A 26,833-nucleotide genomic window follows, 5' to 3' on the forward strand; every position below is an offset into this window, starting at 1 on the left:
CCGGACAGAATCGATGCGTGAACACGGTGCCCGACCGCCCGGCCGGGCGGCTCCACCGTGTCCGACCACCCCGATCCACCGGGAGGCAGCAGTGAGGACAGCGACACTGGGACCGGCCGAGCGCGCCGAGGCGCTCGCCGCCCTGGCCGAGCGGGAACTCGACGTGCTCGTCGTCGGCGCGGGGGTCGTCGGCGCCGGGACCGCGCTGGACGCGGTGACGCGCGGGCTCTCCACCGGGCTGGTCGAGGCCCGGGACTGGGCCTCCGGCACGTCCAGCCGGTCGAGCAAGCTCATCCACGGGGGCCTGCGCTATCTGGAGATGCTCGACTTCGCCCTCGTGCGGGAGGCGCTCAAGGAGCGCGGCCTGCTGCTGGAGCGGCTGGCGCCCCACCTGGTCAAGCCGGTGCCCTTCCTCTATCCCCTCCAGCACAAGGGCTGGGAACGCCTCTACGCCGGGTCGGGCGTGGCGCTCTACGACGCGATGTCCTTCTCCTCCGGACACGGCCGCGGTCTGCCGGTGCACCGGCACCTCTCCCGCCGCCGCGCACTGCGGGTGGCCCCCGCGCTCCGCAAGGACGCGCTGGTCGGCGCCCTCCAGTACTACGACGCGCAGATGGACGACGCCCGGTACGTCACGACCCTGGTCCGCACCGCCGCTTCGTACGGCGCGCACGTCGCCAACGGCGCCCGGGTGAGCGGCTTCCTCCGGGAGGGCGAACGGGTCGTCGGAGCGGTGGTGGAGGACGTCGAGGCCGGCGGGCGGTACGAGATCCGGGCCAAGCAGGTCGTCAACGCCACCGGCGTATGGACCGACGACACCCAGGCGCTGATCGCCGAGCGCGGGCAGTTCCACGTCCGCGCCTCCAAGGGCATCCACCTCGTCGTGCCGAAGGACCGGATCCATTCCTCCACCGGCCTCATCCTGCGCACCGAGAAGTCCGTCCTCTTCGTGATCCCGTGGGGACGGCACTGGATCGTCGGCACCACCGACACCGACTGGGATCTCGACAAGGCGCACCCGGCCGCCTCCAGCGCCGACATCGACTACCTGCTGGAGCACGTGAACACCGTGCTCTCCACCCCTTTGACCAGGGACGACGTGGAGGGGGTGTACGCCGGGCTGCGCCCGCTGCTGGCCGGCGAGTCGGACGCCACCAGCAAGCTGTCGCGCGAGCACACCGTGGCCCACCCGGTGCCCGGACTGGTGGTCGTCGCGGGCGGCAAGTACACGACCTACCGGGTCATGGCGAAGGACGCGGTGGACGAGGCGGTGCACGGGCTCGACCAGCGGGTCGCGGAGTGCGTCACCGAGGACGTCCCGCTGCTCGGCGCCGAGGGGTACCACGCCCTGTGGAACGCCCGCGCCAGGATCGCGGCCCGCACCGGCATCCACGTGGTCCGGGTGGAGCACCTGCTCAACCGCTTCGGTTCGATGGCCGAGGACGTGCTGGCGCTGATCGAGAAGGATCCCTCGCTCGGCGAGCCGCTGCCGGCCGCCGACGACTACCTGCGGGCCGAGATCGTCTACGCCGCCTCGCACGAGGGCGCCCGGCACCTGGACGACGTCCTCACCCGGCGCACCCGGATCTCCATCGAGACGTTCGACCGCGGCACCCTGAGCGCCCGGCTCTGCGCCGAGCTGATGGCCCCGGTGCTGGGCTGGGGCCAGGACCGGATCGACCGGGAGGTCGAGCACTACGAGAAGCGGGTGGAGGCCGAGCGGGAGTCGCAGCGCCAGCCCGACGACCTGACGGCCGACGCCGCCCGGCTCGGCGCCCCGGACATCGCCCCGGTCTGACGGGCGGGCGGGACCCGGGACCGCCCGGTGAAACCCCGGTGCCGGGTCGGGGCCTGTCGGCGGATCAGGAGGGCCGGGGCTCCGTGCCCGGTGTCCCGGCCTAGTCCCCGGCCCGCCGTGCGGGCGCGTTCCGGGCCGGCACGGGACCTGTCGTTCCGTCTGATTCCGCGCCCCGCACCGGCGTACGCGCCCGCGGAGCGGGCCGGTCCACCGGCGGCGGCCGACGGGCGCCGCTCCGGGCCCGCGCCGCCGGCCGGCCAAGGGCTGCCTGGGGACGAACCGGGACAGGCGGTACCCGGTGGGCGTGAGAAACGGTTGGCAGGGCAGGCTCGGAAATCCAGAAGACCGAGCAGTGCCGGCACGGGCACTGCGGCGAACGGCGCGCGCACAGTCGGAGCGGCGGGGTCCTTCCCCGGCCGTATGAGGGCGGAGCCCGGACCCGGGACCACGAGTGGTCCCGGGGTGAGGGACAATGACAGCTCTGCCAGGGCGGGTTGAACGCAGAGGGGACTCATGTCGGAGGCGGAGCAGGCGAAAGAGCCCCAACGGGACAAGGAAGGACGTCTTCTCGCGGGGCGGTACCGGCTCGGTGACGTGCTGGGACGCGGGGGCATGGGGACCGTCTGGCGGGCCGCCGACGAGACCCTGGGCCGCACGGTGGCGGTCAAGGAACTCCGTTTCCCGTCCGCCATCGACGACGACGAGAAGCGCAGGCTGATCACGCGCACCCTGCGCGAGGCCAAGGCGATCGCCCGTATCCGCAACACCAGCGCCGTGACCGTCTACGACGTGGTCGACGAGGACGACCGGCCGTGGATCGTGATGGAGCTCGTCGAGGGCAAGTCGCTGGCCGAGGTGATCCGTGAGGACGGCACCCTGGAGCCCAGGCGCGCGGCCGAGGTCGGTCTCGCCATCCTGGACGTGCTCCGCTCGGCGCACCGCGAAGGCATCCTGCACCGCGACGTGAAGCCGTCGAACGTCCTGATCTCCGACGACGGACGCGTGGTGCTCACCGACTTCGGCATCGCCCAGGTCGAGGGCGACCCGTCGGTCACCTCCACCGGCATGCTCGTCGGCGCCCCCTCGTACATCTCGCCGGAGCGGGCGCGCGGTCACAAGCCGGGCCCGCCCGCCGACCTCTGGTCGCTCGGCGGACTGCTGTACGCGAGCGTCGAAGGCACCCCTCCGTACGACAAGGGGTCCGCCATCGCGACCCTGACGGCGGTGATGACCGAGCCGCTCGACCCGCCGAAGAACGCCGGACCGCTCAAGGACGTCATCTACGGCCTGCTGGAGCGCGACCCCGAGCGCCGCCTCGACGACGCCGGGGCTCGCGCCCTGCTCAAGGCCATCGTCGACGCCCCCGACGAACCGGTCCGCCCTCCTGCCGACGCCACCCGGGTCATGGCCCTGCCTGCCGACCCGGGCGCCCCGTCCGGGAGCGCCGTCACCGGCACCGCCGACTCCGGCGACAGCGCCCGGGACCGGCTGCGCGGGGCGCTGCGCTCCGCGCGCGGCGCCAAGGCCGTCGCGGCGGGAGGCGTGAGCGCCGCGGGTTCCGCCGCTGCCGCCGACGCACCCTCGGGCGGCTCGGGCGCCACCACCGGTGCGGCCGGCACACCGGCCGGCAGCCGGGCGTCGGCCCGTCCGGGCGCGGGAGCGACCGGGGCGACCGCGGCGACCGGCGGGAGCGCCGCCGGGAAGCCCGCCGCCGCTTCGGCCTCGGTGCCGTCGCAGCGTCCCGGCCCTTCGGGGCCGGCCAACCGTGCCTCGCTCACCGACGTGGTGCCGCGCCGGACCCTGGCGATCATCGCCGGGGTGATCGTGCTCGCCGTGCTCGGCACCGTGCTCGCCCTCACCCTCGGAGACGACGACCCGAAGGGCGGCGGCGGGTCCGCGGCCGGCGCGTCGGCCTCGGCAGGGGCGAACCCCGGCGACGACGCCTCGGGCAAGGGCGGCGAGCAGACGCAGGGCCAGGGCGACGGCAAGGCCGACGCCTCCGTTTCGCCGAGCACCGACGCCTCGGCCTCGCCGTCGCCCTCCCCGTCCGAGAAGGAGGAGAAGGAGCCGGCCGACACCCTGCCCGCCGGTTACACCGGCGTCGCGGACGACCGGTTCCACTTCACCATGGCGATGCCCTCGGGCTTCTCGCGCACCGGCATAGCCGGCAGCAACTCCGGCGGGATCTACAACACCCGGGAAGGCGCCTTCCCCCGCGTCCAGATCGACTACAACTCCTCGCCGAAGGACGACGCCGCCGCCGCGTGGACGGCCGCCGTCGCCGGGACGCGGGCGGCCAGCAACGGGTACCAGCACATCGGCGTCAAGAAGGTCTCGTACAACGGCTACCCGACGGTCGCGGACTGGGAGTTCCGCCGCAACCAGAACGGCGAGCGGGTGCGGGTGCTCAACCGCGGCTTCAAAGTGGACGCCACACACGGCTACTCGATCATGGTGACCTGCAAGGACAGCGAGTGGGACGGCGACGAGTGCCGCACGCTGCGCGAGACGGCGTTCGCCACGTTCCGGCCTGCCGACTAGCGGACGACCGGGGAGGGGCGGGCCGGGCGGGCCGGCCGGAAGCCTGGCTTCCGGCCGGCGGTCCGATCCGCCCCCGTCGCACGGTGACTGACGGGGCGTCGGCCGTGCGGACGGCCACTTCGCGCCGTCCGTGTGTGTGGAAGGCGGCCCTCCGGGCAGGCGGGTTGGGGCGACCCGGCGCGCCCGGAGCCCCGGCCACGTATCGTAAGAGGCCGAGGACCGTGCGCAGCCGGAGTCACGGGTCGGGAGGGTGCCGACCGGGAACGTGATCGACGGGTCACCGGGACTCGTGACCGGGGACCGTACGCTCTGGGGAGGCGTCGTGGACGACTATGCGGGTCGGGTGCTCGCCGACCGCTACCGCCTTCCGCTGCCGCCTTCGGACGCGTACGAGCTGGTCGAGACGCGGGCCTTCGACACCTACAGCGGACAGGAAGTGCTGGTCCGTCAGGTCCCGCTGCCCGAGGTGGTCGACGCCGAGGTGGTCGACGGGGACGGGCGCGCGGCGTCCGCCCGGCGGGCAGCGGGGCGGGCCGTCCGCAGGCCCACGGACCCGGCGGTCCGCCGTGCCATCGAGGCGGCGCAGGCCGCCGCCCAGGTGCCGGACCACCCGCGGCTGGACCAGGTCTTCGACGTGTTCGCCGAGGCGGGGTCGCTGTGGATCGTGAGCGAGCTGGTCGCGGCGCGCCCGCTGGCGGCGCTGCTCGCGGAGCGCCCCCTCAACCCGTACCGCGCCGCCGAGATCGGGTCCGACGTGCTCACCGCCCTGCGCGTGCTGCACGCGCACGGGTGGACCCACCGCAACATCACCGTGCGGACGGTGCTCATCTGCGACGACGGCCGGGTCATGCTGACCGGCCTCGCCGTCGGGGCCGCCGAGGAAGCCCTCTGCGGCTATGTCACCGTTCCCCGGCCGGACCTCGACGACGTGGACGGGGCCGAGGGATTCGGCGACGACATGACGGCCGGTGCCGCCTACGGCCGCCCCGCCATCGAGCCGGCCCGCGACGGAGCCGGCGGCCACGCCGCCCCGGCCCTCCGCGAGGGCGGGATGACGGGAGCGTACGCGGACGGGGCCTACGAGGGCCGGTACCACGAGGACCCGACCGGCGAGGACCGGGGCTACGCCGACGGGTCCTACGAGCGCGGGACGTACGGGGACGAGGGGTACGGGGACGGGGGCCGGGAAACCGGTGACGACGGGCCGGAGCGGGCGCCCTACGGGGGGCCGCGGCCCGGCTCGGGGCTGAGCCCGGCCGTTCGGCCCGACCCCTACGGGAAGCCGGGGGCGGACGCGCCGCGCGCTCCCCACGCCCCGCAGGAATCCCCGCGCGCCCCCCACGGGTCGCCGCCCCGCGAACCCGGCGGGGAGCTCGTTCCCCGGCCCTCGGGCCCCGTCGAGCCGGCCGGCCCCGCCGTGCCGCGCCCCTCCGGCCCGCCGCCCGCCGCGCCGGGCGCCGGTACGCCCGCCCAGCTGCGGGCCGCCCGCGCCGGAGCCATAGCGGCCTACCGGGCCGGGGCCATGGCCGCCGCCGCCCGGGTCTCCGAGGACGCCCGGACCGCCGAGGAGCAGCGCGCCGGGCACGCGGGTACCACCGAGCCGCCTGCGGCCGGACGACGTCCCTCCGGCCCCGACGCCCGGCCCGGTTCCGACGCCCGGCCCGGCCCCGACGCCCGGCCCGGTTCCGACGCCCGGCCCGGTTCCGCCGGAGGCGACGCCCGCGAGGCCGCCGACAACTGGGCCGACGACCGGGCCGACGACCGGGCCGGCGACCCTGACGACGACACCGGCGTGCTTCCCGTCCAGCGTCCCGCCGCCGGACTGCCCCCGCTCGCACCGGGCTGGGGCCGGGCCGCCCACCCGTATCCGGGCGTGTACGGCGACGCGTACGCGTACGACGACGACGACGATGACGATGACGACGAGGGCCCCGGCGGTGAAGGCCCCGGCCGTACCGTGCACCTCGCGGGCACCTGGGGCGACGGTCCCGGCGCCGGGCGGCCGGTCCCTGCGGGCGGTTCCGGCGAGGACGCCCTGCGTGCCGACTCGCGGCGGGCCGCCCTGCCCGCCGCCCGCCCGCAGCCGCCCGCCGGGCGGCCCGGTGCCGGCGGCTGGGACGAGGTCGTGGCGGCGGGCCGCACCGGGGACGGGCCCGTCTACCGCGGTCCGGCCACGCCGCTCGCCGCGGAACGCGCGCGCCAGGCCCGGATCGCCGTGGTCGGCGCGGTCACCGAGCGCTGGGCCCCCGAGCAGGCCGGCCCGGTCCACGAGAACTGGCGGCTGGCCCCTCCGATCAGCCCCGTCACCGACCTCTGGGCGCTGGGCGCCCTGCTGTACCGCGCCGTACAGGGCCATGCCCCCTACCCCGAGGAGAACGCCGCCGAGCTGGTCCAGATGGTCTGCGGCGAACCGCCGGCCTTCGCCGAGGAGTGCGGGGCGCTGCGCCCGGTGGTGGAGTCCCTGCTGCGTCAGGACCCGACCGAGCGGCCCGACTTCGAGGAGCTGCGCGGCTGGCTCCGCTCCCTGGTGCGCTCCGCCCCGGAGCCGGAGGCGGGCGCGGACGTGGTGCCGCTGCCGTCCGTGGACGCGACCCGGCTGCCGGTCGTCCGCCGGCGCGGTGAGCTGGTGCGCCGCAGGCGCGGCCGGTTCGGCGGCGCGGCGCACGGCAAGCACCGGGGCGGCGGCCGGCGCGGGCCGGTGCCCGCGGCCGACTTCCGGGAGCACGAGCCCGTCGAGGTCCGCCCGCGCAAGCCCGCGCGCACCCCGCGCGAACCCAAGGTGCTGCGGGAGCCGCCCCGTGACCGGCCGGGCGGCAAGCCGCCGCGCAGGCTCGGCCGGCTGCTGCTGACGGTCATCCTGCTGGCCATGGCCGGTGCGATCGTCTACGCCTTCACCTTCATGCCGAAGTCGGAGCCGGGCACCGGCGGTGGCCCGCAGGCGCCCGCCACCCGCTCCGCCGCGCTCCCCGGCCAGGGGGACGACCGGGACGACGCCGAGGGCGCGGGCGACGACTCCGCCGCCGGCGACGCGCCGGGCGCCTCCGGCGAAGCGTCGGCCTCCACCCCGCCGCGGACCGCCACGTCCCCCGCGCTCGCCGACGGGTACACGCTGCGCGAGGACCCGGAGGGCTTCCGGATCGGTGTGCCCGAGGGCTGGCGGCGCAGCCCCGCCAACGCGGACCGGCAGATCCGTTACGGCAGCGACGGGTTCGGCGTGCTGGTGGTGCCCGGCCGCGACACCGTCGAGGCCAACGGCGACGACCCGCTGGGGTACCAGCGCGACAGGGAACCGGAGCTGAAGCAGTTCCGCGACTCGGGCTGGTCCACCTCGATGGGGGTGCGCCGGATAGACGTCGGCACCCAGGCGATGGCCGAGGGCCAGTACACCTGGCAGGACGCCGAAGGCCGCGAGGTGTACGCCCGGAACCTCGTGATGATCGTGGACGGCCGCTACCACGTCATCCAGGTCACCGGACCGGACGCGGAGCGCGACAAGGTGACGGAGATCTACGAACAGGCCATCTCCGCCTACCGTGTGACGTCCTGACACATCCGGGACGGGCGGGGCGTCCCACCACCGTCACAGTGCGGTCTCGGGGGCGCTGCGAGGTTCCGCGCCCCCGCGTCGGCTCCGTAACCTGGCAGTCCGAGAACGGGGCGGGGACGACACGTGGAACATGCACAGGGGACGGGCGCGGGGCTGGTACTCGCGGGGCGCTACCGACTGGGCGAGGTGCTCGGGCGCGGCGGCATGGGCAAGGTCTGGCGGGCGCAGGACGAGCTGCTGCACCGCACGGTCGCCGTGAAGGAACTGACCGCCGGGCTGTACGTCGCCGAGGCGGACCGCGCGGTGCTGCACGCCCGCACGCAGAAGGAGGCGCGCGCCGCCGCCCGCATCACGCACCCCGGTGTCGTCACCGTCCACGACGTCGTGGAGTACGACAACCGCCCCTGGATCGTCATGCAGTACGTCGACGGGCCCTCGCTCGCCGACGCGGTCAAGGAGAACGGCGAGACCTCGCCGCGCGACGCCGCCAGGATCGGGCTGCACGTCCTGCGGGCGCTGATGGCGGCCCACGCCGCAGGGGTGCTGCACCGTGACGTCAAGCCCGGGAACGTGCTGCTGGCGCGCGACGGGCGGGTCCTGCTGACGGACTTCGGGATCGCCGCGATCGAGGGTGACTCCACCATCACCCGGACCGGTGAACTGGTCGGGTCCGTCGACTACCTCGCCCTGGAACGGGTGCGCGGCGCGGACCCCGGCCCCGCCTCCGACCTCTGGTCGCTCGGCGCGACCCTCTACACCGCCGTGGAGGGGCACTCGCCGTTCCGGCGGACCTCGCCGATCTCCACCATGCAGGCCGTCGTCTCCGAGGAACCGTCCGCGCCGACCCTGTCCGGCCCGCTCGCGCCGGTGATCCGCGCGCTGCTGTGCAAGGACCCGGCGGGCCGGCCGACGGCGGCCGAGACGGAGCGGATGCTGCGGGACGTCATGGAGGGCCGGGAGGCCCGCGCGGCCCAGGTCTTCGTGGCCACCGAGGTGCTGCGGGACGAGCGGCGGGTGGCCACCACCGCCTGGCCCGTCCCCGAGCCGCCACCAGGCTCCACCACGGCGTGGCCCGCCGGTCCGCCGCCCGCCGGCACCGTCGCGGGCCCGCCCGCCGGTCCGCCGCCCCCGGCCCGCGGCTACGCCCCGTCCGGTCCGCCCGCCGGACGCTCGTCCGTCCCCACGGTCCGCCGGGCCGGCTCCCGGTCGCGCACCGCGCTGGCCGCGGGCGCCGCCGCGCTGGTGCTGGGCGGAGCGCTCGGGTTCGCGGTGATGCAGTTGGGAGGCGACGACGACGGCCGGAGCGACGGCCGCGGCTCCACGGCGTCCACGGCGACCTCCCCGCCGGTCACCGGGGACGGCGGGCGGTCCGCGCAGACCGCGCAGGAGCCCGCCCCGACCGACGGCGGGACCTCGGCCGCGGCCGGCGAGGAGGTCCCGGAAGGCTGGCAGCGGGTCCTCGACCCCGAGGGGTTCAGCCTGCTCGTCCCGGAGGGGTGGGAACGCCGGCCCGCGGAGAACTGGGTCGACTACACCCCGGACGAGGGCGGCCACCGCATCCGGATCAGCGTCGACCCCGCGCCCCAGTTCGACAGCCCGCTCCAGCACGTGACGAGCATGGAGCAGGACGTGTCCGCCCGGCTGCCCGCGTACACGCGGCTCGCGCTGGAGTCCCGCACGTTCCGCGACCGGCCGGGCGCGCTGTGGGAGTTCACCTGGACGGAGTCCAAGGACCACCCGGGCCCGCGCCACGGGATCGACCGGATCTACTACGGCGCGGCGGGCGGCCCCGAGTACGCGCTGTACATGACCGGGCCCGAAGAGGACTGGTCCGGCATGCGCCGGCAGTTCGACACGATGCTGCGGAGCTGGCGCGCCCCGGGCGAGAGCGCCGGCTGACGCGGGACCGGGTCCCGCGCACGCCCTCCACCTCGCCATGACCTGCTGGATAGCCGCTGATCAGGGGTTATGTCGCCAGTGATCGCTGGCCGGTTTGTGGGGAGTGTGAAAACCTGTTACCGGCGGGTACCCAAAGAGGGCCGGGGAGACTTACCCTCGCCCTCATGACGGTCTCGCAGGCACCCCAGGCATCCGCAGGTACGAACCCCGTGGCGGCGGCCCCCGCGGGCGCCCGCACGGCGGCCGACGTGGTCACCCCCGAGGTGGTCGCCCGGCTGGTCCGCGGCGTCGTCGGCTCCGGCCGCACCGCCAACCACAGCCCGTTCACCGGGGAGAAGCTCGCGGACCTGCCCGAGTCCACCCCCGAGGACGTGGCGACCGCCTTCGAGCGGGCGCGCGCCGCGCAGACCGCCTGGGCCGATGTGCCCGTACGGACCAGGGCCGCCGTCCTGCTGCGGTTCCACGACCTCGTGCTCCAGCGCCAGTCCGAGGTCCTCGACCTCATCCAGCTCGAAACCGGCAAGGCCCGCCTGCACGCCCACGAGGAGGTGCAGGCGGTCGCCGTCGCCGCCCGCCACTACGGCCGCAAGGCCCCCGCCTATCTGCGGCCCAAGCGGCACACCGGCGTGGTGCCGACGCTCACCAAGGTCACCGAACTGCGCCAGCCGCGCGGTGTAGTCGGCCAGATCGCCCCGTGGAACTACCCGCTCGAACTCTCCGTCGGCGACGCGCTGCCCGCCTTCGTGGCGGGCAACGCGGTCGTCATGAAGCCCGACACCGAGACGGCGCTGACCGCGCTGTGGGCCCGTGACCTGCTGATCGAGGCGGGCCTGCCCGCCGAGGTGTTCCAGGTGGTGCTGGGCGAGGGCCCGGTCGTCGGGCCGGAGGTGGTCAAGCACGCCGACTACGTCTCGTTCACCGGCTCCACCCGCACCGGCCGCGAGGTCGCGCAGGGCGCCGCCGCCCGCCTGGTCGGGGTCTCGCTGGAGCTCGGCGGCAAGAACGCCATGCTGGTGCTGGCCGACGCCGACGTCGAGAAGGCGGCGGCCGGCGCCGTACGCGCCTGTTTCTCCTCCGCCGGGCAGCTGTGCATCTCCATCGAGCGGCTCTACGTCCACGAGTCGGTGGCCGACGACTTCCTCGACCGGTTCGCCGCCCGGACCAGGGCGATGCGGCTCGGCAACTCCCTGGCCTACGGCGCGGACATGGGATCGCTCGTCGGCGAGCGCCAGTTGGAGACCGTCGCCCGGCACGTGGCGGAGGCCGTGGAGAAGGGCGCCACCCTGGTCGCCGGCGGGGTCGCCCGCCCGGACATCGGCCCGCTGTTCTACGAGCCGACCATCCTGGACGGCGTCGAGGCGCCGATGGAGGTCTGCACGCAGGAGACCTTCGGCCCGGTCGTGTCCGTCTACCGCTTCAGCGACGAGGACGAGGCCGTCGCCCTGGCCAACGCCACCCCGTACGGACTCAATTCGAGCGTCTGGACCAAGGACTCCGGGCGCGGCCACCGGATCGCCGCCCGGCTGCGCACCGGCACCGTCAACATCAACGAGGGGTACGCCCCCGCCTACGGCAGCGTGCAGTCCCCGATGGGCGGCATGAAGGAGTCCGGCCTCGGCCGCCGCCACGGTTCCGAGGGCATCCTCAAGTACACCGAGGCCCAGACCGTGGCCCAGCAGCGGCTGATCCCGCTCGCCCCGGCCTTCGGCATGGACGACGAGAAGTACGCGGCGTTCATGAGCCGCAGCCTCAAGGCGATGAAGGCGTTCCGGCTGCGCTGACCGGTCCGCCCCACCGGGGTACCGCCCCACCGGCGTTCCGCATCGGTCGGCCGGCCCTTGGCCGCCTTGTGTTCCGCCCGCGCCACCGTCCGCCCGCGCCGGCCACGTTCCGCCCGCGTCACGTTCCACCCGCGTCACCTTCCGCCCTGTTCACGACGAGGTTCACAACGAGGAGAGCCATGACCCAGGACAGCCCTGCCCGGAACCGGGCGGAAGCGGACGACGACGCGGTCCGGGACGACACGGCGTACGACTACGACGTCCTGGTCGTCGGCTCGGGCTTCGGCGGCTCGGTCTCGGCGCTGCGGCTGACGGAGAAGGGGTATCGCGTCGGCGTGCTGGAGGCGGGCCGCCGCTTCACCCCCGGCACGCTCCCCAAGACCTCCTGGGACCTGAAGAACTACCTCTGGGCCCCGGCCCTGGGTCTCTACGGGCTGCAGCGCGTGCACCTCCTCGGCAACGTCATGGTGCTGGCCGGCGCGGGCGTCGGCGGCGGCTCGCTGAACTACGCCAACACCCTCTACGTGCCGCCCGCCGCCTTCTTCCAGGACCGCCAGTGGGCCGGTATCACCGACTGGCAGGACGAACTCGCGCCGTACTACGACCAGGCCAAGCGGATGCTCGGAGTGCGGCTCAACCCGACGCTCACCCCCTCCGACGTCCACCTCAAGGCGGTCGCCGAGGCGATGGGCGTCGGGGACACCTTCCACCTGGCCCCGGTCGGCGTCTTCTTCGGCGACGGGAAGGACGCGGACGGCACGTCCACCGCGAAGCCCGGCGGCACGGTCGCCGACCCGTACTTCGGCGGCGCGGGACCGGCCCGCAAGGCGTGCACCGAGTGCGGCGAGTGCATGACCGGATGCCGGCACGGGGCGAAGAACACCCTTACCGAGAACTACCTCCACCTCGCCGAGAAGGCGGGCGCGGTCATCCACCCCATGACCTCGGTGGTGGCCCTCGCCGAACACCCCGACGGCGGCTACGCCGTCTCCACCGCGCCCACCGAACGCCGCCGGAAGGCGGTCCCGAAGGTACTGCGGGCCCGCCAGGTGATCGTCGCGGCCGGGACCTACGGCACCCAGACGCTGCTGCACACCATGAAGGACACCGGCCGGCTGCCCCGCCTGTCGGACAGGCTCGGCGAACTGACCCGTACCAACTCCGAGGGCCTGGTCGGCGCGCAGACCAGCGACCGGCGCTACCGCAAGAAGCACGGCATCGCCCGCGCCGACTTCACCAGGGGCGTCGCCATCACGTCCTCGATCCACCCCGACGCGGACACCCACATCGAGCCGGTCCGCTACGGAAAGGGCTCCAACGCCATGGGCGGGCTCACCGTCCTCCAGGTGCCGCTCGCCAAGCACCGGGTGCTGGCCTGGCTCGGCAACATGGCCAAGCACCCGGCGCTGGCGCTCCGTTCGCTCTCCAACCGGCGCTGGTCGGAGCGGACCATCATCGGCCTCGTGATGCAGTCGCTGGACAACTCGCTGACGGCGTACCGCAAGACCTCCGGCCCCGGAAAGGGACTGCTCACCGCCCGGCAGGGCCACGGCGCGCCCAACCCGACGCAGATCCCGGAGGCGACCCGGGGCGCCTCGCTGCTCGCCGAGGAGATCAACGGCTTCCCCGGCTCCAACATCGGCGAGGTCATGGGCACCCCGCTCACCGCGCACTTCCTCGGCGGCTGCCCGATCGGCGCGACGCCCGAGGACGGCGTGATCGACCCGTACCACCGGGTCTGGGGCTATCCGGGGATTTCGGTCGTGGACGGATCCGCGGTCTCCGCCAACCTCGGCGTGAACCCCTCGCTGACCATCACCGCGCAGGCCGAACGCGCCCTGTCCTTCTGGCCGAACAAGGGGGAGCGGGACGCCCGCCCCGCGCAGGGCGAGGCGTACCGGCGGCTGGCGGCGGTCGAACCGGTGGCGCCCACGGTGCCCAAGGACGCGTTCGGCGCCCTCCGTCTGCCGTTCCTCGGCATCCCGGCCGTGCCGCCGAAGACCCCGGCCGCGCCCGCCCAGGACGCCACGGTGCCCGCGGACGCGATGCCCTCGCAGGACGAGGCGGCGGCGGAGGCAGCGGCCAAGGACGACGGGGCGTAGGCGCAGCCGGGGCGCGGGGACGCAGCCGGAGACGGGGCGCGGGGAGGGCCGGGGTCCCGGGAGAGGCGGTCGGGGCCGGCCGAGGCCGGGGAGGGATGCGGACGTATCCGCAGGAGCCGCCCCGGCAGGGGGAGTTGTGGCCGATCCGTGATCATCGGGGAGGGCAACCGTGGAGGCCGTCGCGTGGTCGTACCACGTACCTGCGTCACAGCAGTCACAGCAGTCACACAGCTTCCGTAGAGACCCAGAGGTCCGCGATGACACGCACCACCCCGAGACCCGGCCTGCGACGTTCCGCTGCCGGCCTCGCCGCAGCCGGTCTGCTGACGGCAGGCTCGTTCGCCCTCGCCGCTCCCGTCCACGCGGCCGACCCCGTCTTCACGCTCGGCGGCCCGGCCGAGACCGCGGTGCACACCTATCCGGCGAGCGGCAAGCCGTCCGTCGCCTCCGTGCCGCTCACCGTCAACAACCCGTCCGAGGACGAGGAGGGCGGCGGGTTCGAGTCCGAGTACACGATCACCCTCGACCTCAGCGGCGTCCAGGGCGTCGCCGACGTCACGTTCGACAGCGAGGCGGGCGACGACTGCGAGGTCACCGGCACCACCGCGGTCTGCCAGGACTGGGGCATCTACCCCGGTCTCAGCGGTATCGCCGACCTGCGGGTCACCGCCGCGAAGGGCAGTGAGGACGGCGACACCGGCACCATCGCGGTGACCGGTTCCGCCGACGGCGCGACCTTCACCCCGTTCACCACCCGGATCACGGTCGGCGGCCCCGACCTCGTGATGAAGCAGATCCCCTTCACCCAGCAGAACGAGCCGGGCGACAGCCAGCAGGCACCGCTGTCCTTCACCAACAAGGGCACCCGCGCCGCGGACGGGGTCCTGCTCACCCTGATGTACTCCTCCGGGCTCGAACTGCCCGGCGACTACTCCAACTGCGAGTACGGCCGGAGCGAGTTCGCCTGGATGTCCACCGTCCTGTGCTCCTTCCCGGGCAGCTACGAGCCCGGCGCGACCTACACGCTGGACACCCCGCTCACCGTGGTCACGGGCGAGCACGCCTACATCGACACATTGATCTACCGCGTCGGCGAGGACGGTCCGGCGCAGCGCGCCGCCCAGCGTTCCGGTGCCTCCTTCGAGAAGGGCGCCGGCCCGGCCCTCACCCTGAAGAAGGCCCCGACGGCCCGCTCGGGCGACCTCAACCCGAGCGACAACCAGCAGGAGATCGACTTCCTGACGAAGAACACCGCCGACTTCGTCGCGTACGGCGACGCGCTCGCGGGCGAGGCCGGCGAGACGGTCACGGCCGAGCTCGGCTTCCGTAACGAGGGCCCGGCCTGGATCGGTTACGTCCGCTCCGGCGAGTCGGTCGGCACGGTCGACTTCACCGTGCCCGAGGGCGCTTCGGTCACCGCCAAGCCGGAGTCCTGCCGCGGCGTCACGGCCAAGGGCGCCTACCGGGAGCAGCAGCTCGGCGCGCCGCGTTACTTCTGCGACTCGTCGATGACCGTGCCGGACGGGGCCGACATCGCGCTGCCGTTCGAGCTGAAGATCGACCAGAAGGTGGCCGACGCGGCCGGTTCGGTCACGGTGCGCGGGGGCCTGTTCGAGCCGGAGTTCCCGTTCGACCCGAAGAACGCCAACAACACCGCCCGCGTCGTGCTGAACGGCACGGGCCCGACGGACGGCGGTGCCGAGGGCGGCAGCGACGGCGGTACGGACGGCGGTACGGACGCCGGCGGCTCGGAGGGGTCCGGCACCACCGGCGGAGCGTCGGCAACGCCGTCGGCCGCGGCGGCCTCGCCGGCCGGTGACGGCACGAGCGGCGGGCCGACCACGCAGACCGGCACGGAGGGCGGCGGCCTGGCGTCCACCGGCACGGCGGTGGCGACGGTGTCGGCCGTGGGCGCCGCGGCGCTGCTGGCCGGCGGCGCGCTGTTCGTCGTCGCTCGGCGGCGGGCTCGGCAGGGCTGAGCCTGCCGGTCGCGGACGCCGGACGCCGGAAGTCGGGCGGGGACGTCGGAGCCGAGGCGCTGCGGGGGCTTGCCGCCGCCCGAGGGGGCGGCGGCCCGGGGCCTGTGGGACGGCCGGACGGGGGTGGGGGCTCTTGCCTGTGGGACGGCCGGGGTCTTCCGGGGGAGGGCCGGGCCTGGGCGGACCCGGAAGCGATCGGCCCAGGCGTCCCCGGGCCGATCGCGAACGGAGTGACCGGGCCGCTGTCCCCTGCGGTCCGGTCACGCGCGTCGGGACGCGGTCCCACGGCGCACCTGTGATGCGCCACACGACCCGACGGAGCCACGCGTGGTTTCCTACCGGTGCCGCCCCTGGTTGGCACGGACATGGGGATCAACGAACCCGCGGGGACGCGGGTCACGCGCCGTACGGGTGAGAGCGCGTCCGAACTCGGGTGCGGGCCCCTGCGCCGGAGTGTTCTCCGCCGCCCGGGTCCTTCCCCCGGCCCGTCCTGACCGCCCTCCGGTCGGGGACCGGGTCAGACGCGACCCCGGCAGAGTTCGAGCAGGGTCATGGCGAGCGGGGTGCCCGGCCTGCCCAGCGCGTCGCTGAAGTGCGTCAGCACCTCCATCTCGCGGGACAGGTTGACCCGGCGCCCGCCCGAGGTGATCCGGGCCTCCTGGATGACCGCCGAGACCGCCATCCGTTCCTGGACCAGCCCGATGATCCGGTCGTCCAGCGCGTCGATGCGTGACCGGGCGTCCCCGATCAACGTCACCGCCTCCTCTGTACGCGCCCCGGTCCACTCGGCCGCCGATTTCGAGGGGGGCGTGGCGGTGGCGGTCCCGGGGGCCGGGGACGCACCGGATGCCGAGGACGCACCGGATGCCGTGGGGGTGCCGGGCTCCGAGGGCTTGCCGGACGCGGAGAAGGCCGTGGGTGCGGGGGCGTGCGGGGCGGTGGCGGCGGTGCTGATGGTGCTCATGGGGGTGACTCCCGTCGGTGAACGGGCCCCGGGGACGGGTCCGGAACGCCAGAACGCCCCGGGCCTGTCGGCCCGGGGCGCCTGGAACGTTGCTCGTCAGTTGCTCAAGCAGCACGACCATGGCAGCCGGCGGACCGGGTGCCATAGGTAAAGACGAAGATCGTGTGCTGACGCATGGCAGCAGTATGGACCCGCCGCCCGCCCCGGATCAAAGCCGGTACCGGATGGTGAGACAGGGGTGCGGAGCCGCGGGGCGAAGGTGTTCACCCGCACGGCCGGTAGAATTGAAGGACCGACCCCTCTCACCGCCGGAAGGCCGCCTCGTGCCAGCAGCACCCCCCGCCGCCCCCGACAGCACCACCGACGTGGTTCTCGTAGTCGATTTCGGCGCGCAGTACGCCCAGCTCATCGCCCGCCGCGTCCGTGAGGCACGGGTCTACAGCGAGATCGTCCCGTCCACCATGCCGGTGGCCGAGATGCTGGCGAAGAACCCGCGCGCGATCATCCTGTCCGGCGGTCCGTCCTCGGTCTACGCCGAGGGCGCACCCTCGCTGGACCGCGCGCTGTTCGAGGCTGGCGTCCCCGTCTTCGGGATGTGCTACGGCTTCCAGCTCATGGCGACCACGCTCGGCGGCACCGTCGACGACAACGGCGCCCGCGAGTACGGCCGCACCGGGCTCACGGTCTCCAAGGCCGGCTCGACCCTCTTCGAGGGCACCCCCACCGAGCAGTCGGTCTGGATGTCGCACGGCGACGCCTGCTCCGCCGCCCCGGAGGGGTTCACGGTCACCGCGTCCACGGACGTCGTGCCGGTCGCCGCCTTCGAGAACGACGAGAAGAAGCTCTACGGCGTCCAGTACCACCCGGAGGTCATGCACTCGACCCACGGCCAGCAGGTTCTGGAGCACTTCCTGTACCGCGGCGCCGGGATCGAGCCGACGTGGACGACCACCAACGTGGTCGAGGAGCAGATCGCCGCGATCCGCGAGCAGGTCGGCACCAAGCGCGCCATCTGCGGCCTGTCCGGCGGCGTCGACTCCGCGGTGGCGGCTGCCCTGGTGCAGAAGGCCATCGGCTCTCAGCTCACCTGCGTCTACGTCGACCACGGTCTGATGCGCAAGGGCGAGAGCGAGCAGGTCGAGAAGGACTTCGTGGCCTCCACGGGCGTCCAGCTCAAGGTCGTCGACGCCGAGAAGCGGTTCCTGGACGCGCTCGCCGGGGTCTCCGACCCCGAGCAGAAGCGGAAGATCATCGGCCGCGAGTTCATCCGCGTGTTCGAGCAGGCCCAGGCCGAGATCGTCGCCGAGGGCGCCGCCGACGGTGAGGACGTCGCCTTCCTCGTGCAGGGCACCCTCTACCCGGACGTGGTGGAGTCCGGCGGCGGTACCGGCACCGCCAACATCAAGTCCCACCACAACGTCGGCGGACTTCCCGACGACATCGAGTTCGCCCTGATCGAGCCGCTCCGCCAGCTCTTCAAGGACGAGGTGCGGATGGTCGGCCAGGAGCTCGGCCTTCCCGAGGAGATCGTCCACCGTCAACCGTTCCCCGGCCCAGGCCTGGGCATCCGCATCGTCGGCGAGGTGACCAAGGAACGGCTGGACCTGCTGCGCGAGGCCGATGCCATCGCGCGCGAGGAGCTGACCGCAGCCGGTCTCGACCGTGACATCTGGCAGTGCCCGGTCGTCCTCCTGGCCGACGTCCGCTCGGTCGGCGTCCAGGGCGACGGCCGCACCTACGGCCACCCGATCGTGCTTCGCCCGGTCTCGTCCGAGGACGCGATGACGGCCGACTGGTCGCGCCTGCCGTACGAGACGCTGGCGAAGATCTCGACCCGCATCACCAACGAGGTCGCCGACGTCAACCGCGTGGTGCTCGACGTCACGAGCAAGCCCCCGGGGACCATCGAGTGGGAGTGACCCGCGCGTGAGGGACACGGGGCGCTGACCACCGACCCGCACGCCCACCCGGTCGACGCACCGGGACCCGATGCCGCCGCCCCTCCGTGGGGCGGCGGCATCGTCGTGTGCGGGGTGGACGGCGTCGACGTGTGCGGGACGGGTTGTACGGGCGGGTGTGCATGGGACGGGCGTGAACGGGACCGGCATGTACGGGACCGGCGTTGCGCGCTGTCGTTGGGAGCCGGAGCCGGAGCCGGAGCCGGAGCCGGAGCCCAAGGGGCAAGGGCTCTGGACGGGGGCTGGTGGGCGGCGAGCGGCGGTGGGCGGCTGGAAGGGGCGGGACGGGGCGTGGGCCCGTAACTCCCGCGACACGCGCCCCCGATGCGGGCGATCTCCGTCCGGTAAGGCACAATTCGCTGCGATAGTACGTGAGTTGGTTGTACCGGGGTGGGAGAGGGCGGCACACGTCGTGGCGTTGGACGAGGCGAGGGCGTACCGCGCCCACGGCGGAGGCTGTACGTGTGGCGACTGCCCGCACGGGGCGCGCGAGGGACACCGGCAGGCCGTGGCCGCCTTTCTCGCCAAGCGCGACGAACTCGCGGCGGGCAAGGGGCTGCCGACCGGCGTGGCGCAGTCCCCGTCCGCGTCCCGGCAGTGGGTGTCGGACGAACTGACCGGGGCGGCGCGTGCCCTCGCCGACCGGGGACGGGAAGCCGGTGACGTGTGGCTCCGCAAGGTCTGGGAGCGGACCCTGCTCGTGGTCTGGGGCGGCTTCGCCGCGCTCGTGATCGGTGAGGCGGTGACCGCGATCGGCGCCGGATGGTCCACCGCACGCACCGCCGGACTGGTCGCGGGAGCCGTCACCGCCGCCCTGCTGACGGGCGCCGCCCGATTCCACCGGGCGCGCGGCGGCCTTCTCGCGCCGCTGATAGGAGAGGACAACCGGCTCTCCACCTCCCGCACCGTTGCCGCGGCGTGGGTGCTGCTCGCGGTCTTCGCCGTCCTGGTGCTCGCTCTCCAACTGGCGGGAGCCTCCGACCACGCCGACCGGGACGCACTGATCGAGGGCCTCGACCTGATGCGCTCGGCCGGTGTGCTGACGGTGCTGGCACTGGTGAGCGCCATCGCGGTCCTGGTGCGCCGAGTGGTGTCCGTACGCGTCCTGGGGCAGCGGCTGCAGAAGCTGCGGGCGGAACGCCCCCGGGCCGCCGACCTGCTCACCGACGACTCCGGTCGCGGCAGCTTCACCGACGTGCAGTATGTGCTGGTCAGCGGGGTCGCCGTGCTCTTCGCCGCCGTCCGGCTGGCCCGCCGTCCGGAACAGCTGCCGGACCTCCCGTGGGGGCTCGCGCTGCTGGTCGGCGTCTCGGCCGCCACCTACTTCGCCGGGAAGTACGCGGAGGGCGGGCGCCCCGTGATCCTCTCCGTCGTGCGCGCCAGGGAGGCCGGGGACCTCGACGCCCCGATCCGCACGGGCGACGACATCGAGATCCGCGGCGCGGGCTTCGTGCCGCCGGGGGCAGGGAGCCCCGACCGCTTGGCCCGTCTGACGGTGCGCATCGGAACGGTGCACGTACACGTCCCGCTCATCCCCGTCGCGGGAGGCTTCGCCAACCCCACCGACACCGTGTTGACCGTGCCGGTGCCCGTGGAGGTCGAGCCCGGCGCGGTGGACGTACAAGTGGTCACGGCGGCAGGAGTGGAGACCAACCGCTGCACCATCGACGTGACGGACTGACGGACTGACAGGTTCGCGGACTGGCCCGCTGGTGGACTGGTGCCTCTTTTCGATCACCTGGCTGCCCCCCTCGGCCTGGCTGATCGCCCCCTCCTCGTCTGATCGCTCTCTCCCTGGCGGGCCGCCCTACTCCGATGCCTGCACTCGTCCCGAGGGGGCCACTACCGGCCGAGTGGTCGCCCCGGCCCCGGGGCGGGGATCGGTACACCCGTTCGTATCGTTTTACGTATGGTTGGCTGACGGGGTCACTGGAAAAGGGGCAGGCATGTCGGGTTACGGAAATGGCGGATACGCGCTCGCGGAGCCGCGCAGTCTGCGGGACCGTGCGCGGGAGTACGCGCTGCTCCCGTTGCGGATCTTCCTCGGTGTCACCTTCGTCTACGCCGGTCTCGACAAACTGACCGACAGCGCCTTCCTGTCCTCGAACGGCGCCGGTTCGATCGGTGAGCAGATGCGCGGTGTGCGTGACTCCTCCGCCATTCCCGCCCTCGTCGACCTCGCCCTGAACAGCCCGGCCGGTTTCGGCTACGCCATCGCCATCGGTGAACTCCTCGTCGGTATCGGTACCCTGATCGGGCTCTGGACCCGGGTCGCCGCACTGGGCGGTGCGTTGATCTCGCTCAGCCTGTGGCTGACGGTGAGCTGGCAGGCCACCCCCTACTACTACGGCAACGACCTCGTCTACCTCATGGCCTGGCTGCCGCTGCTGCTCGCCGGGGCCACGGTGTTCTCCGTCGACGCGCTTCTGCCCGCCCGCCGTCGGCGGAGCCTGTAGGCCCACCAGGTCGCCGTGGCGGCCACCCACAGGCCGCCGACCAGCACCGAGACGAAGAAGGCCCAAGGCGCCCGCCACGCCCCGGCGGCGTCTGCGGCGTAACCGCCGGCCAGCGCCAGCATCACCAGCCCCGCCACCGCGCGGCCCGGCCGGAACTCATGACGCGGCACGACTCACCTCCACTTCCCCTACGCCGACTTCCAGGTGCAGTTCGACCGTGCCGGCGGGCTTTCCGCCCCCGGCCGGGGCGAGTGTGACCTCGCGACGGACGTCCGGCGCCAGATCGATGTCCTTGCGGGGGTCTCCGCTCCCGGTGTCGTCCGGGCCCGGCAGCCGCACGTGCCCGAACCCGGCCTCCGCCCGCACCTCGACCGTCACCTCGGGCGGTACGACCACCACGATCCGGCCCGCACCGGCCTCCACCCGCGTGGCGACGGAGGACCCCGAGGGCACCTCGATCCGGGACAGGTCGAGCCGCGCGGTCCCGGTGCCTATCTCGTACTGCGGCTGCACGGCCGCCACCGACGCCGGGCGCCAGGTCTCGCGGCCCCAGGTGGTGGTGATGTCCTTCGGCAGGGCCGCGGCCCCCGCCAGCAGGAGCGCCGTGACGACCGCCAGCAGGACCGTGCCGGTGCCCGTCCGGCCGAAGAGCGAAGCGATCAGCAGGCCGAGTCCGAGCACCGCGAGCATGGCCGCCAGCCCGATCGTCAGGCTCGTGCCCAACGGCTGGGAGTCCCAGCTCCGATGGACGCCGACGGCACCCGCGACCACGGCGAGCAGGGAGAGGGTCCCCCCGATCGAACGCGGACCCTTCTCCGCGGGCGTCCGGCCGGCCGGATCACGGAACACCCGGGCGGTCAGATCCTCGGAGCTCTTCCCCTCGTCGGCCGCCGCGTCCGGTGGTCCCCAGAGATAGCCGGACCCGGACGGCCCGGTCGTACCGTCCTTGACGATCGGATCCCGCCACCAGGACGGTCCGGCGGGCGAGGGAGGCGGCTTCGCCTCCGGCGGGACCGTTCCCAGCGGGCTCACGACCGGGGCGGTGACGTTCGCTGCCGGCCGCCCTTGCTCCGGAGTGGCCGGAGATTGTCGCGGATACTCCCTGCGGTGCTTCGTCCACACGGCGAAGCCGACGACGGCCAGTGCCAGCATGGAGGCGAAAGCCAGCACCCCTCCGTTGTTCAGCATCGAGAGGAAGAGCCCGCAGCCGACCAGGGCGAAGACCAGAGCGGTCAGCGAGACGCCCTCGACCCGGCCGGAGAGCAGGCGGCGCAGCTCGGTCTCCTCCTCGTCCTCGGCCGGCAGCAGCAGCCAGGCGAAGCCGTAGAAGATCAGCCCCGTCCCGCCGGCGACGGCGAGGACCCCGAGCACGATCCGGAAGATCACCGGATCCACGTCGCAGTAGCGGCCGAGGCCGCCGCAGACACCGGCCACCACCTTCTGCCGCGGGCTGCGGCGCAGCTGCGGCTTCGGCGCGTCGGGCGGCGCCGCGCCCGGAGGGGCGTCCTGGAATGCGGTCATGCACCCATGGTGACGGCCCGCACCCCGCCGCGGCACCCGAGGCGACCCTGGCCCGTCCCTGATATTGGTCGAACCGAACCCTGAGGGGTGGCCCGCCCCGGAGTCCCGGTATCAGGGTCGAATGAGGGCTCTACCCTGATGCCGTGGCAGGGCCGCCCGTGTGACGATCGGTCCATGCCAGCCGCCACGACACGAGCCGCCAGCTCCCTGACGCCGGATCCGGAGGAGCCGCCCACCCGCAAGCTGTACCGCAGCGGCGAGGGGCGGTTGCTCGGCGGCGTCGCGCGCGGCCTCGCCGGCCACCTCGGCCTCCCGGTGGTATGGGTCCGGTTCGTCTTCCTCGGCCTCTTCTTCGCGGACGGCCTCGGGACCCTGCTGTACGCCGTGTTCTGGATCGTCGTCCCTCTCGGGGTCGGCGGGGTCGAGCCGCAGCGGTCGCTCTTCGAGCCCGCGCCGGACGGCCGCCGCAGATTCCGCGCCCCGGACAAGGGGCAGGTCTTCGCCCTGGTCGCGCTGATCGTCGGCGCCCTGATCTTCGTGGGCAACGTCGACATGGGCAGCGACGCGGACCGGTACATCTGGCCGACGCTGCTCATCGGTGCGGGTTCCGTCCTGGTGTGGCGGCAGGCCGACAACGCCAGGCGGGCCCAGTGGATGGACGTCGGCCGTCGCCGGGGCGTGCTCCGGATCGCCCGGGCCCTGGCCGGCGTCGCCCTGGTCGGCCTCGGCCTCGCCGCCTTCATGGTGGTGCGCGGTTCGGCGGCCCAGCTGGGGAACGTCATCACGGCGGCCATCGCGGTGCTGACCGGCATCGCTCTGCTCGCGGGCCCCTACCTCGTCCGCATGACGCAGGACCTCTCCGCGGAACGTCTGATGCGTATCCGGGCCCAGGAGCGGGCCGAAGTGGCCGCCCACGTTCACGACTCCGTGCTGCACACGCTCACCCTGATACAGCGCAGCGCCGACGACGGCGCCGAAGTCCGCAGGCTGGCCCGCGCCCAGGAGCGCGAGCTGCGGAACTGGCTGTACAACCCCGGCGGCACGGGCAAGGACGGAGACGACGAACCCGAGACGCTCGCCGAGGCCGTCAAGCGCACCGCCGGTGAGGTCGAGGACCAGCAGGGCGTGCCGCTGGAAGTCGTCGTCGTGGGCGACTGCCCGCTGGACGACAAGCTGGCCGCGCAGCTCCAGGCCGCGCGCGAGGCGATGGTCAACGCCGCCAAGTACGGTGGCGGAGGCGGTCCCGTCCAGGTCTACGCGGAGGTGGACGGGGGCACGGTCTTCGTCTCCGTGAGGGACAGGGGGCCGGGATTCGACCTCGATTCCGTTCCCGAGGACCGGATGGGCGTAAGAGAATCGATCATCGGCCGGATGCGCCGGAACGGTGGCACGGCCCGGCTGCGCACGGCGCCCGGCGGGGGAACCGAAGTCGAACTGGAAATGGAAAGGGCGAGCGAATGACCGAGAACACCGAAGCGGCGGCCGGGGGCCCGGAGCGGCGGGTGCGGGTCGTGCTCGTGGACGACCACCGGATGTTCCGTACCGGCGTGCAGGCCGAGATCGGCCGGACCGAGCAGACCGGTGTGGAGGTCGTCGGGGAGGCTGCCGATGTCGACCAGGCGGTCACGGTCATCACGGCGACCCGCCCCGAGGTCGTCCTTCTGGACGTCCACCTGCCCGGTGGCGGCGGGGTCGAGGTGCTGCGGCGCTGCGCACCCCTGATGTCGGCGGCGGAGAACCAGGTGCGGTTCCTCGCCCTGTCCGTCTCGGACGCGGCGGAGGACGTCATCGGCGTCATCCGGGGCGGAGCGCGGGGGTATGTCACCAAGACGATCACCGGCGTCGATCTGGTCTCCTCCATATTCCGGGTCCAGGAGGGGGACGCCGTCTTCTCGCCGCGTCTGGCCGGATTCGTCCTCGACGCCTTCGCCTCGACGGAGGCACCCCCCGTGGACGAGGACCTGGACCGCCTTACCCAGCGGGAGCGGGAGGTGCTCAGGCTGATCGCCCGGGGATACGCCTACAAGGAGATCGCCAAGCAGCTCTTCATCTCGGTGAAGACGGTGGAGTCGCACGTCTCGGCGGTGCTGCGGAAACTACAGCTGTCGAACCGCCACGAACTGACCCGTTGGGCAACGGCACGTCGGCTCGTCTGATCCGGCACGCACCGCCGCGCGGCGCCGAGGCCGTGCGAGCGGAGTGAAGGTACCGGGTCCGGCCAGGCCACGGTCGGTACGTAGCCCCCGCCGTCGGCAGGAGCTGCCCGCGGGCCCTGCCTCAGCTGCTCCCCGGGCGCGCGCCAGGGTGAGGATTTCCCAGGCCAGGATCTCCAGGACCAGGATCTCCAGGACCAGGACCAGGACCAGGCGCAGGACCAGGCCCACGGCGGTGCCGGTGCCGGTGCCGGTGCCGGAAAGTCTCCGCCAGTGCGGTGTTCGCCAGGGACACGGCAGCGAACAGCGCGGCAGCCCTCGGATGCCCGAGGTCGTGGACCGCTACCGCCGCGCCGCCCAGCACCAGCGCCTTGACGACGAGCACACCGGCGAGCGGCACGTCGAACCGGGCGCGAGGAGCGGCGAACAGCCCCCACAGGAGGACGGCGGCGGCTGGGGCGCCCAGTCCGAGCACCAGCGCGGGCAGCTCGCCCTGCCCCCTGGCGAACCCCCACCACGCCAGGCAGACGATGGCGGTGACTTCGAGCAGGAAGGCCAGCAACTCGTTCGCCGTCCACCAGGGTTGGCCCGTCGGGAACGCGTGTCGATCCGTCTTGCCCTGCGCCATGTCCGGCGCACCTCCCCGTGACGGTGCCTCGTGGTGCCCCGGTGCATCCCGGCCGGCCCACCCGGGCGAGTCCCCGACGGCACCGGGGCACGCGATCCGAGGCAGGCTACCGCTGGGGGACCCTCCACCGTGCCTGTTTGGGCGGGTTGGCCGCCACGCGACGCCCCGCGGTGGTGGCGCCGGAACCGTGTTGTGCGGGCCGGCGTCCCGCGTCCCGTGACCGCCCGGTGTGGCCGTCACCCCACCCGGGTCGCTCCCGCGAAGGGCATGTCGCTGATGGACGCGACGCGGATCGGTGCCCCGGGTCGCGGGGCGTGGATCATCTGGCCGCCGCCGATGTAGAGCCCGACATGGGTGATGCCCGCATAGAAGAACACCAGGTCACCGGGGGCGAGTTGGGAACGAGACACCCGCGTGCCGGCGTTGATCTGGGTGTACGTGGTGCGGGGGAGTGCGACGCCCGCCGCCCGCCAGGCGGCCTGGGTGAGGCCGGAGCAGTCGTACGCGGAAGGGCCGGTGGCTCCCCAGACGTAGGGCTTGCCGAGCGAGGAGTAGGCGAAGGCGACGGCCTGGGCGGCACGGGTGTGGGGAGCGGCGACGGCCGAGCGGGAGGCCGACCGGCCGGCGCGCAGCGACGTGCCGTGGGCGGCGTCGGCGGAAGTCTCGTAGGCGGCGCGCTCGGACGCGGTCAGCGTGGCCAGCAGCTTCCTCGCGTCGGCGAGCTTGGCGTGCACGGTGGATCGGTGCTCGGCCAGCTCCGCCCGACGGGAGGTCAGAGCCGCGATCTCCCTCCCGGCCCGTGCGCGCAGCTGGGCGATCCCCACGATCTGTCCCTGGATTCCCCGGAGCGCGCTGGACTGGCGGTCGGCCGCCCGGTCGACGTACGAGGCGCGTTCCAGGTACTCGTCCGGGTCCGAGGAGAGCGCGAGTTGGAGGGCGGGGTTCAGGCCTCCGCCGCGGTACTGCGCGGCGGCGAGCGCGCCGATCGCGTCCCGCGAGGCGTTGAGCCGCTGGGTGCGGCGGGCGGCCTCGTCGCGGAGGTCCTCCACCGCCCGGGCGGCCGAGGTGACCTGCTCCTTGGCGCCGTTGTAGTGCTCGGTGGCCACTTCGGCCTCGCGGTACAGCCGGTCCACCCTGGCCTTGACCTGGGCCGAGGTGAGCTGGGGGTCGGCTCCGGCGGGGGTGCCGGAGGCGGCGGCGGTGGCCGCGCCGGCGAGTGCCAGGGTGGCGGCGGTGCGGGCAGCAGGACCGGTGAACGGTCGCTGCTTGGGCTTGCGATGAGCGGTCTTCCGGTGCGCGGCCACGAGGGCTGCATCCTTCCTGTCGCTTGCCCGCCGGGGGCTACCGACGGGCCCGAGAGCTCCGGCGGACGCCACTGCGGGGGAGTGGCGCACCGCCGGTTCTACCGGCTCGGTGCCCGGGTGCCGTCCGCGTCACCGGACGGCGAAGGAGCGCCGGACACCTGGAAGGGACGCTAGGCCGGGGTCACGGCAAAGTAGCGCCTTG

General features: G+C 73.8%; 15 protein-coding genes and 1 pseudogene. 12 read left to right on the top strand and 4 right to left on the bottom strand.

All coding sequences use genetic code 11. The features are described from left to right. Positions 1-91 precede the first annotated feature (91 nt). The 7 genes from Q0994_RS11370 (at position 92) to Q0994_RS11400 (ending at position 15,647) form a co-directional block, all read left to right on the top strand. Positions 92-1,798, top strand: coding sequence for a glycerol-3-phosphate dehydrogenase/oxidase (locus Q0994_RS11370; protein ID WP_299532409.1), 1,707 nt, complete (start codon positions 92-94; stop codon positions 1,796-1,798). A 513-nt stretch (positions 1,799-2,311) separates the two neighbouring features. Then, positions 2,312-4,339: a serine/threonine-protein kinase gene (locus Q0994_RS11375; RefSeq protein ID WP_299532412.1), complete on the top strand. Its 2,028-nt coding sequence runs from the start codon at positions 2,312-2,314 to the stop codon at positions 4,337-4,339. A gap of 322 nt (positions 4,340-4,661) precedes the next feature. Then, positions 4,662-7,886 (top strand): protein kinase, encoded by a 3,225-nt coding sequence (locus tag Q0994_RS11380; protein ID WP_299532414.1) that lies wholly within the window; start codon positions 4,662-4,664, stop codon positions 7,884-7,886. 123 nt (positions 7,887-8,009) lie between these two features. Continuing rightward, entirely contained in the window at positions 8,010-9,785 is a 1,776-nt protein-coding gene (locus tag Q0994_RS11385; RefSeq protein ID WP_299532416.1) for a serine/threonine-protein kinase, read from the top strand. A gap of 164 nt (positions 9,786-9,949) precedes the next feature. Then, entirely contained in the window at positions 9,950-11,566 is a 1,617-nt protein-coding gene (locus tag Q0994_RS11390) for a succinic semialdehyde dehydrogenase (protein WP_299532417.1), read from the top strand. 179 nt (positions 11,567-11,745) lie between these two features. Beyond that, positions 11,746-13,668, top strand: coding sequence for a GMC oxidoreductase (locus Q0994_RS11395; protein WP_299532419.1), 1,923 nt, complete (start codon positions 11,746-11,748; stop codon positions 13,666-13,668). Positions 13,669-13,925: 257 nt separating this feature from the next. Next, complete coding sequence (locus tag Q0994_RS11400; RefSeq protein ID WP_299532421.1) at positions 13,926-15,647, top strand: peptidase; 1,722 nt, start codon at positions 13,926-13,928, stop codon at positions 15,645-15,647. A gap of 517 nt (positions 15,648-16,164) precedes the next feature. Here Q0994_RS11400 and Q0994_RS11405 read toward each other — a convergent pair. Then, positions 16,165-16,464, bottom strand: a pseudogene (locus Q0994_RS11405) (chorismate mutase); the annotation flags it as partial. Between the two features lie 470 nt (positions 16,465-16,934). On the opposite strand from Q0994_RS11405, the gene guaA reads away from it, so the two are divergent. The 3 genes from guaA (at position 16,935) to Q0994_RS11420 (ending at position 21,025) form a co-directional block, all read left to right on the top strand. Beyond that, on the top strand, positions 16,935-18,530 hold the full coding sequence (guaA, locus tag Q0994_RS11410) for a glutamine-hydrolyzing GMP synthase (RefSeq protein ID WP_299532424.1): 1,596 nt from the start codon (positions 16,935-16,937) through the stop codon (positions 18,528-18,530). 451 nt (positions 18,531-18,981) lie between these two features. Beyond that, positions 18,982-20,250, top strand: coding sequence for a hypothetical protein (locus Q0994_RS11415; protein ID WP_299533035.1), 1,269 nt, complete (start codon positions 18,982-18,984; stop codon positions 20,248-20,250). A gap of 265 nt (positions 20,251-20,515) precedes the next feature. Further along, a complete protein-coding gene (locus Q0994_RS11420; protein ID WP_299532426.1) occupies positions 20,516-21,025 on the top strand; it encodes a DoxX family protein in 510 nt (169 codons plus the stop codon). A 156-nt stretch (positions 21,026-21,181) separates the two neighbouring features. Here the strand turns inward: Q0994_RS11420 and Q0994_RS11430 are convergent, their stop codons facing one another. Beyond that, complete coding sequence (locus tag Q0994_RS11430) at positions 21,182-22,546, bottom strand: PspC domain-containing protein (RefSeq protein WP_299532431.1); 1,365 nt, start codon at positions 22,544-22,546, stop codon at positions 21,182-21,184. A 174-nt stretch (positions 22,547-22,720) separates the two neighbouring features. Between Q0994_RS11430 and Q0994_RS11435 the strand changes: the two genes are divergently transcribed. Then, positions 22,721-24,007 carry an ATP-binding protein gene (locus tag Q0994_RS11435; protein WP_299532433.1) on the top strand — a complete coding sequence of 429 codons (1,287 nt, stop codon included), beginning with the start codon at positions 22,721-22,723 and terminating at the stop codon, positions 24,005-24,007. After that, the gene (locus Q0994_RS11440) at positions 24,004-24,702 is read left to right on the top strand and encodes a response regulator transcription factor (protein ID WP_299532437.1); all 699 of its coding nucleotides are present in this window, start codon (positions 24,004-24,006) and stop codon (positions 24,700-24,702) included. The genes Q0994_RS11435 and Q0994_RS11440 overlap by 4 nt, the downstream gene beginning before the upstream one ends. 121 nt (positions 24,703-24,823) lie before the next feature. Here the strand turns inward: Q0994_RS11440 and Q0994_RS11445 are convergent, their stop codons facing one another. Then, on the bottom strand, positions 24,824-25,327 hold the full coding sequence (locus Q0994_RS11445; protein WP_363325542.1) for a YrdB family protein: 504 nt from the start codon (positions 25,325-25,327) through the stop codon (positions 24,824-24,826). A 236-nt stretch (positions 25,328-25,563) separates the two neighbouring features. Then, the gene (locus tag Q0994_RS11450) at positions 25,564-26,631 is read right to left on the bottom strand and encodes a C40 family peptidase (RefSeq protein WP_299532439.1); all 1,068 of its coding nucleotides are present in this window, start codon (positions 26,629-26,631) and stop codon (positions 25,564-25,566) included. Positions 26,632-26,833: the final 202 nt, after the last annotated feature.

Origin of the sequence: uncultured Streptomyces sp. (assembly GCF_947488945.1) — a bacterium.
Classification (GTDB): domain Bacteria; phylum Actinomycetota; class Actinomycetes; order Streptomycetales; family Streptomycetaceae; genus Streptomyces.

Excerpts from the sequence above, each read along its gene's own strand:
- Q0994_RS11375 (WP_299532412.1), top strand. The coding sequence starts at position 2,312 with ATGTCGGAGGCGGAGCAGGCGAAAGAGCCCCAACGGGACAAGGAAGGA.
- Q0994_RS11390 (WP_299532417.1), top strand. The coding sequence starts at position 9,950 with ATGACGGTCTCGCAGGCACCCCAGGCATCCGCAGGTACGAACCCCGTG.
- Q0994_RS11395 (WP_299532419.1), top strand. The coding sequence starts at position 11,746 with ATGACCCAGGACAGCCCTGCCCGGAACCGGGCGGAAGCGGACGACGAC.
- Q0994_RS11400 (WP_299532421.1), top strand. The coding sequence starts at position 13,926 with ATGACACGCACCACCCCGAGACCCGGCCTGCGACGTTCCGCTGCCGGC.
- Q0994_RS11420 (WP_299532426.1), top strand. The coding sequence starts at position 20,516 with ATGTCGGGTTACGGAAATGGCGGATACGCGCTCGCGGAGCCGCGCAGT.
- Q0994_RS11430 (WP_299532431.1), bottom strand. The coding sequence starts at position 22,546 with ATGACCGCATTCCAGGACGCCCCTCCGGGCGCGGCGCCGCCCGACGCG.
- Q0994_RS11435 (WP_299532433.1), top strand. The coding sequence starts at position 22,721 with ATGCCAGCCGCCACGACACGAGCCGCCAGCTCCCTGACGCCGGATCCG.
- Q0994_RS11440 (WP_299532437.1), top strand. The coding sequence starts at position 24,004 with ATGACCGAGAACACCGAAGCGGCGGCCGGGGGCCCGGAGCGGCGGGTG.
- Q0994_RS11445 (WP_363325542.1), bottom strand. The coding sequence starts at position 25,327 with ATGGCGCAGGGCAAGACGGATCGACACGCGTTCCCGACGGGCCAACCC.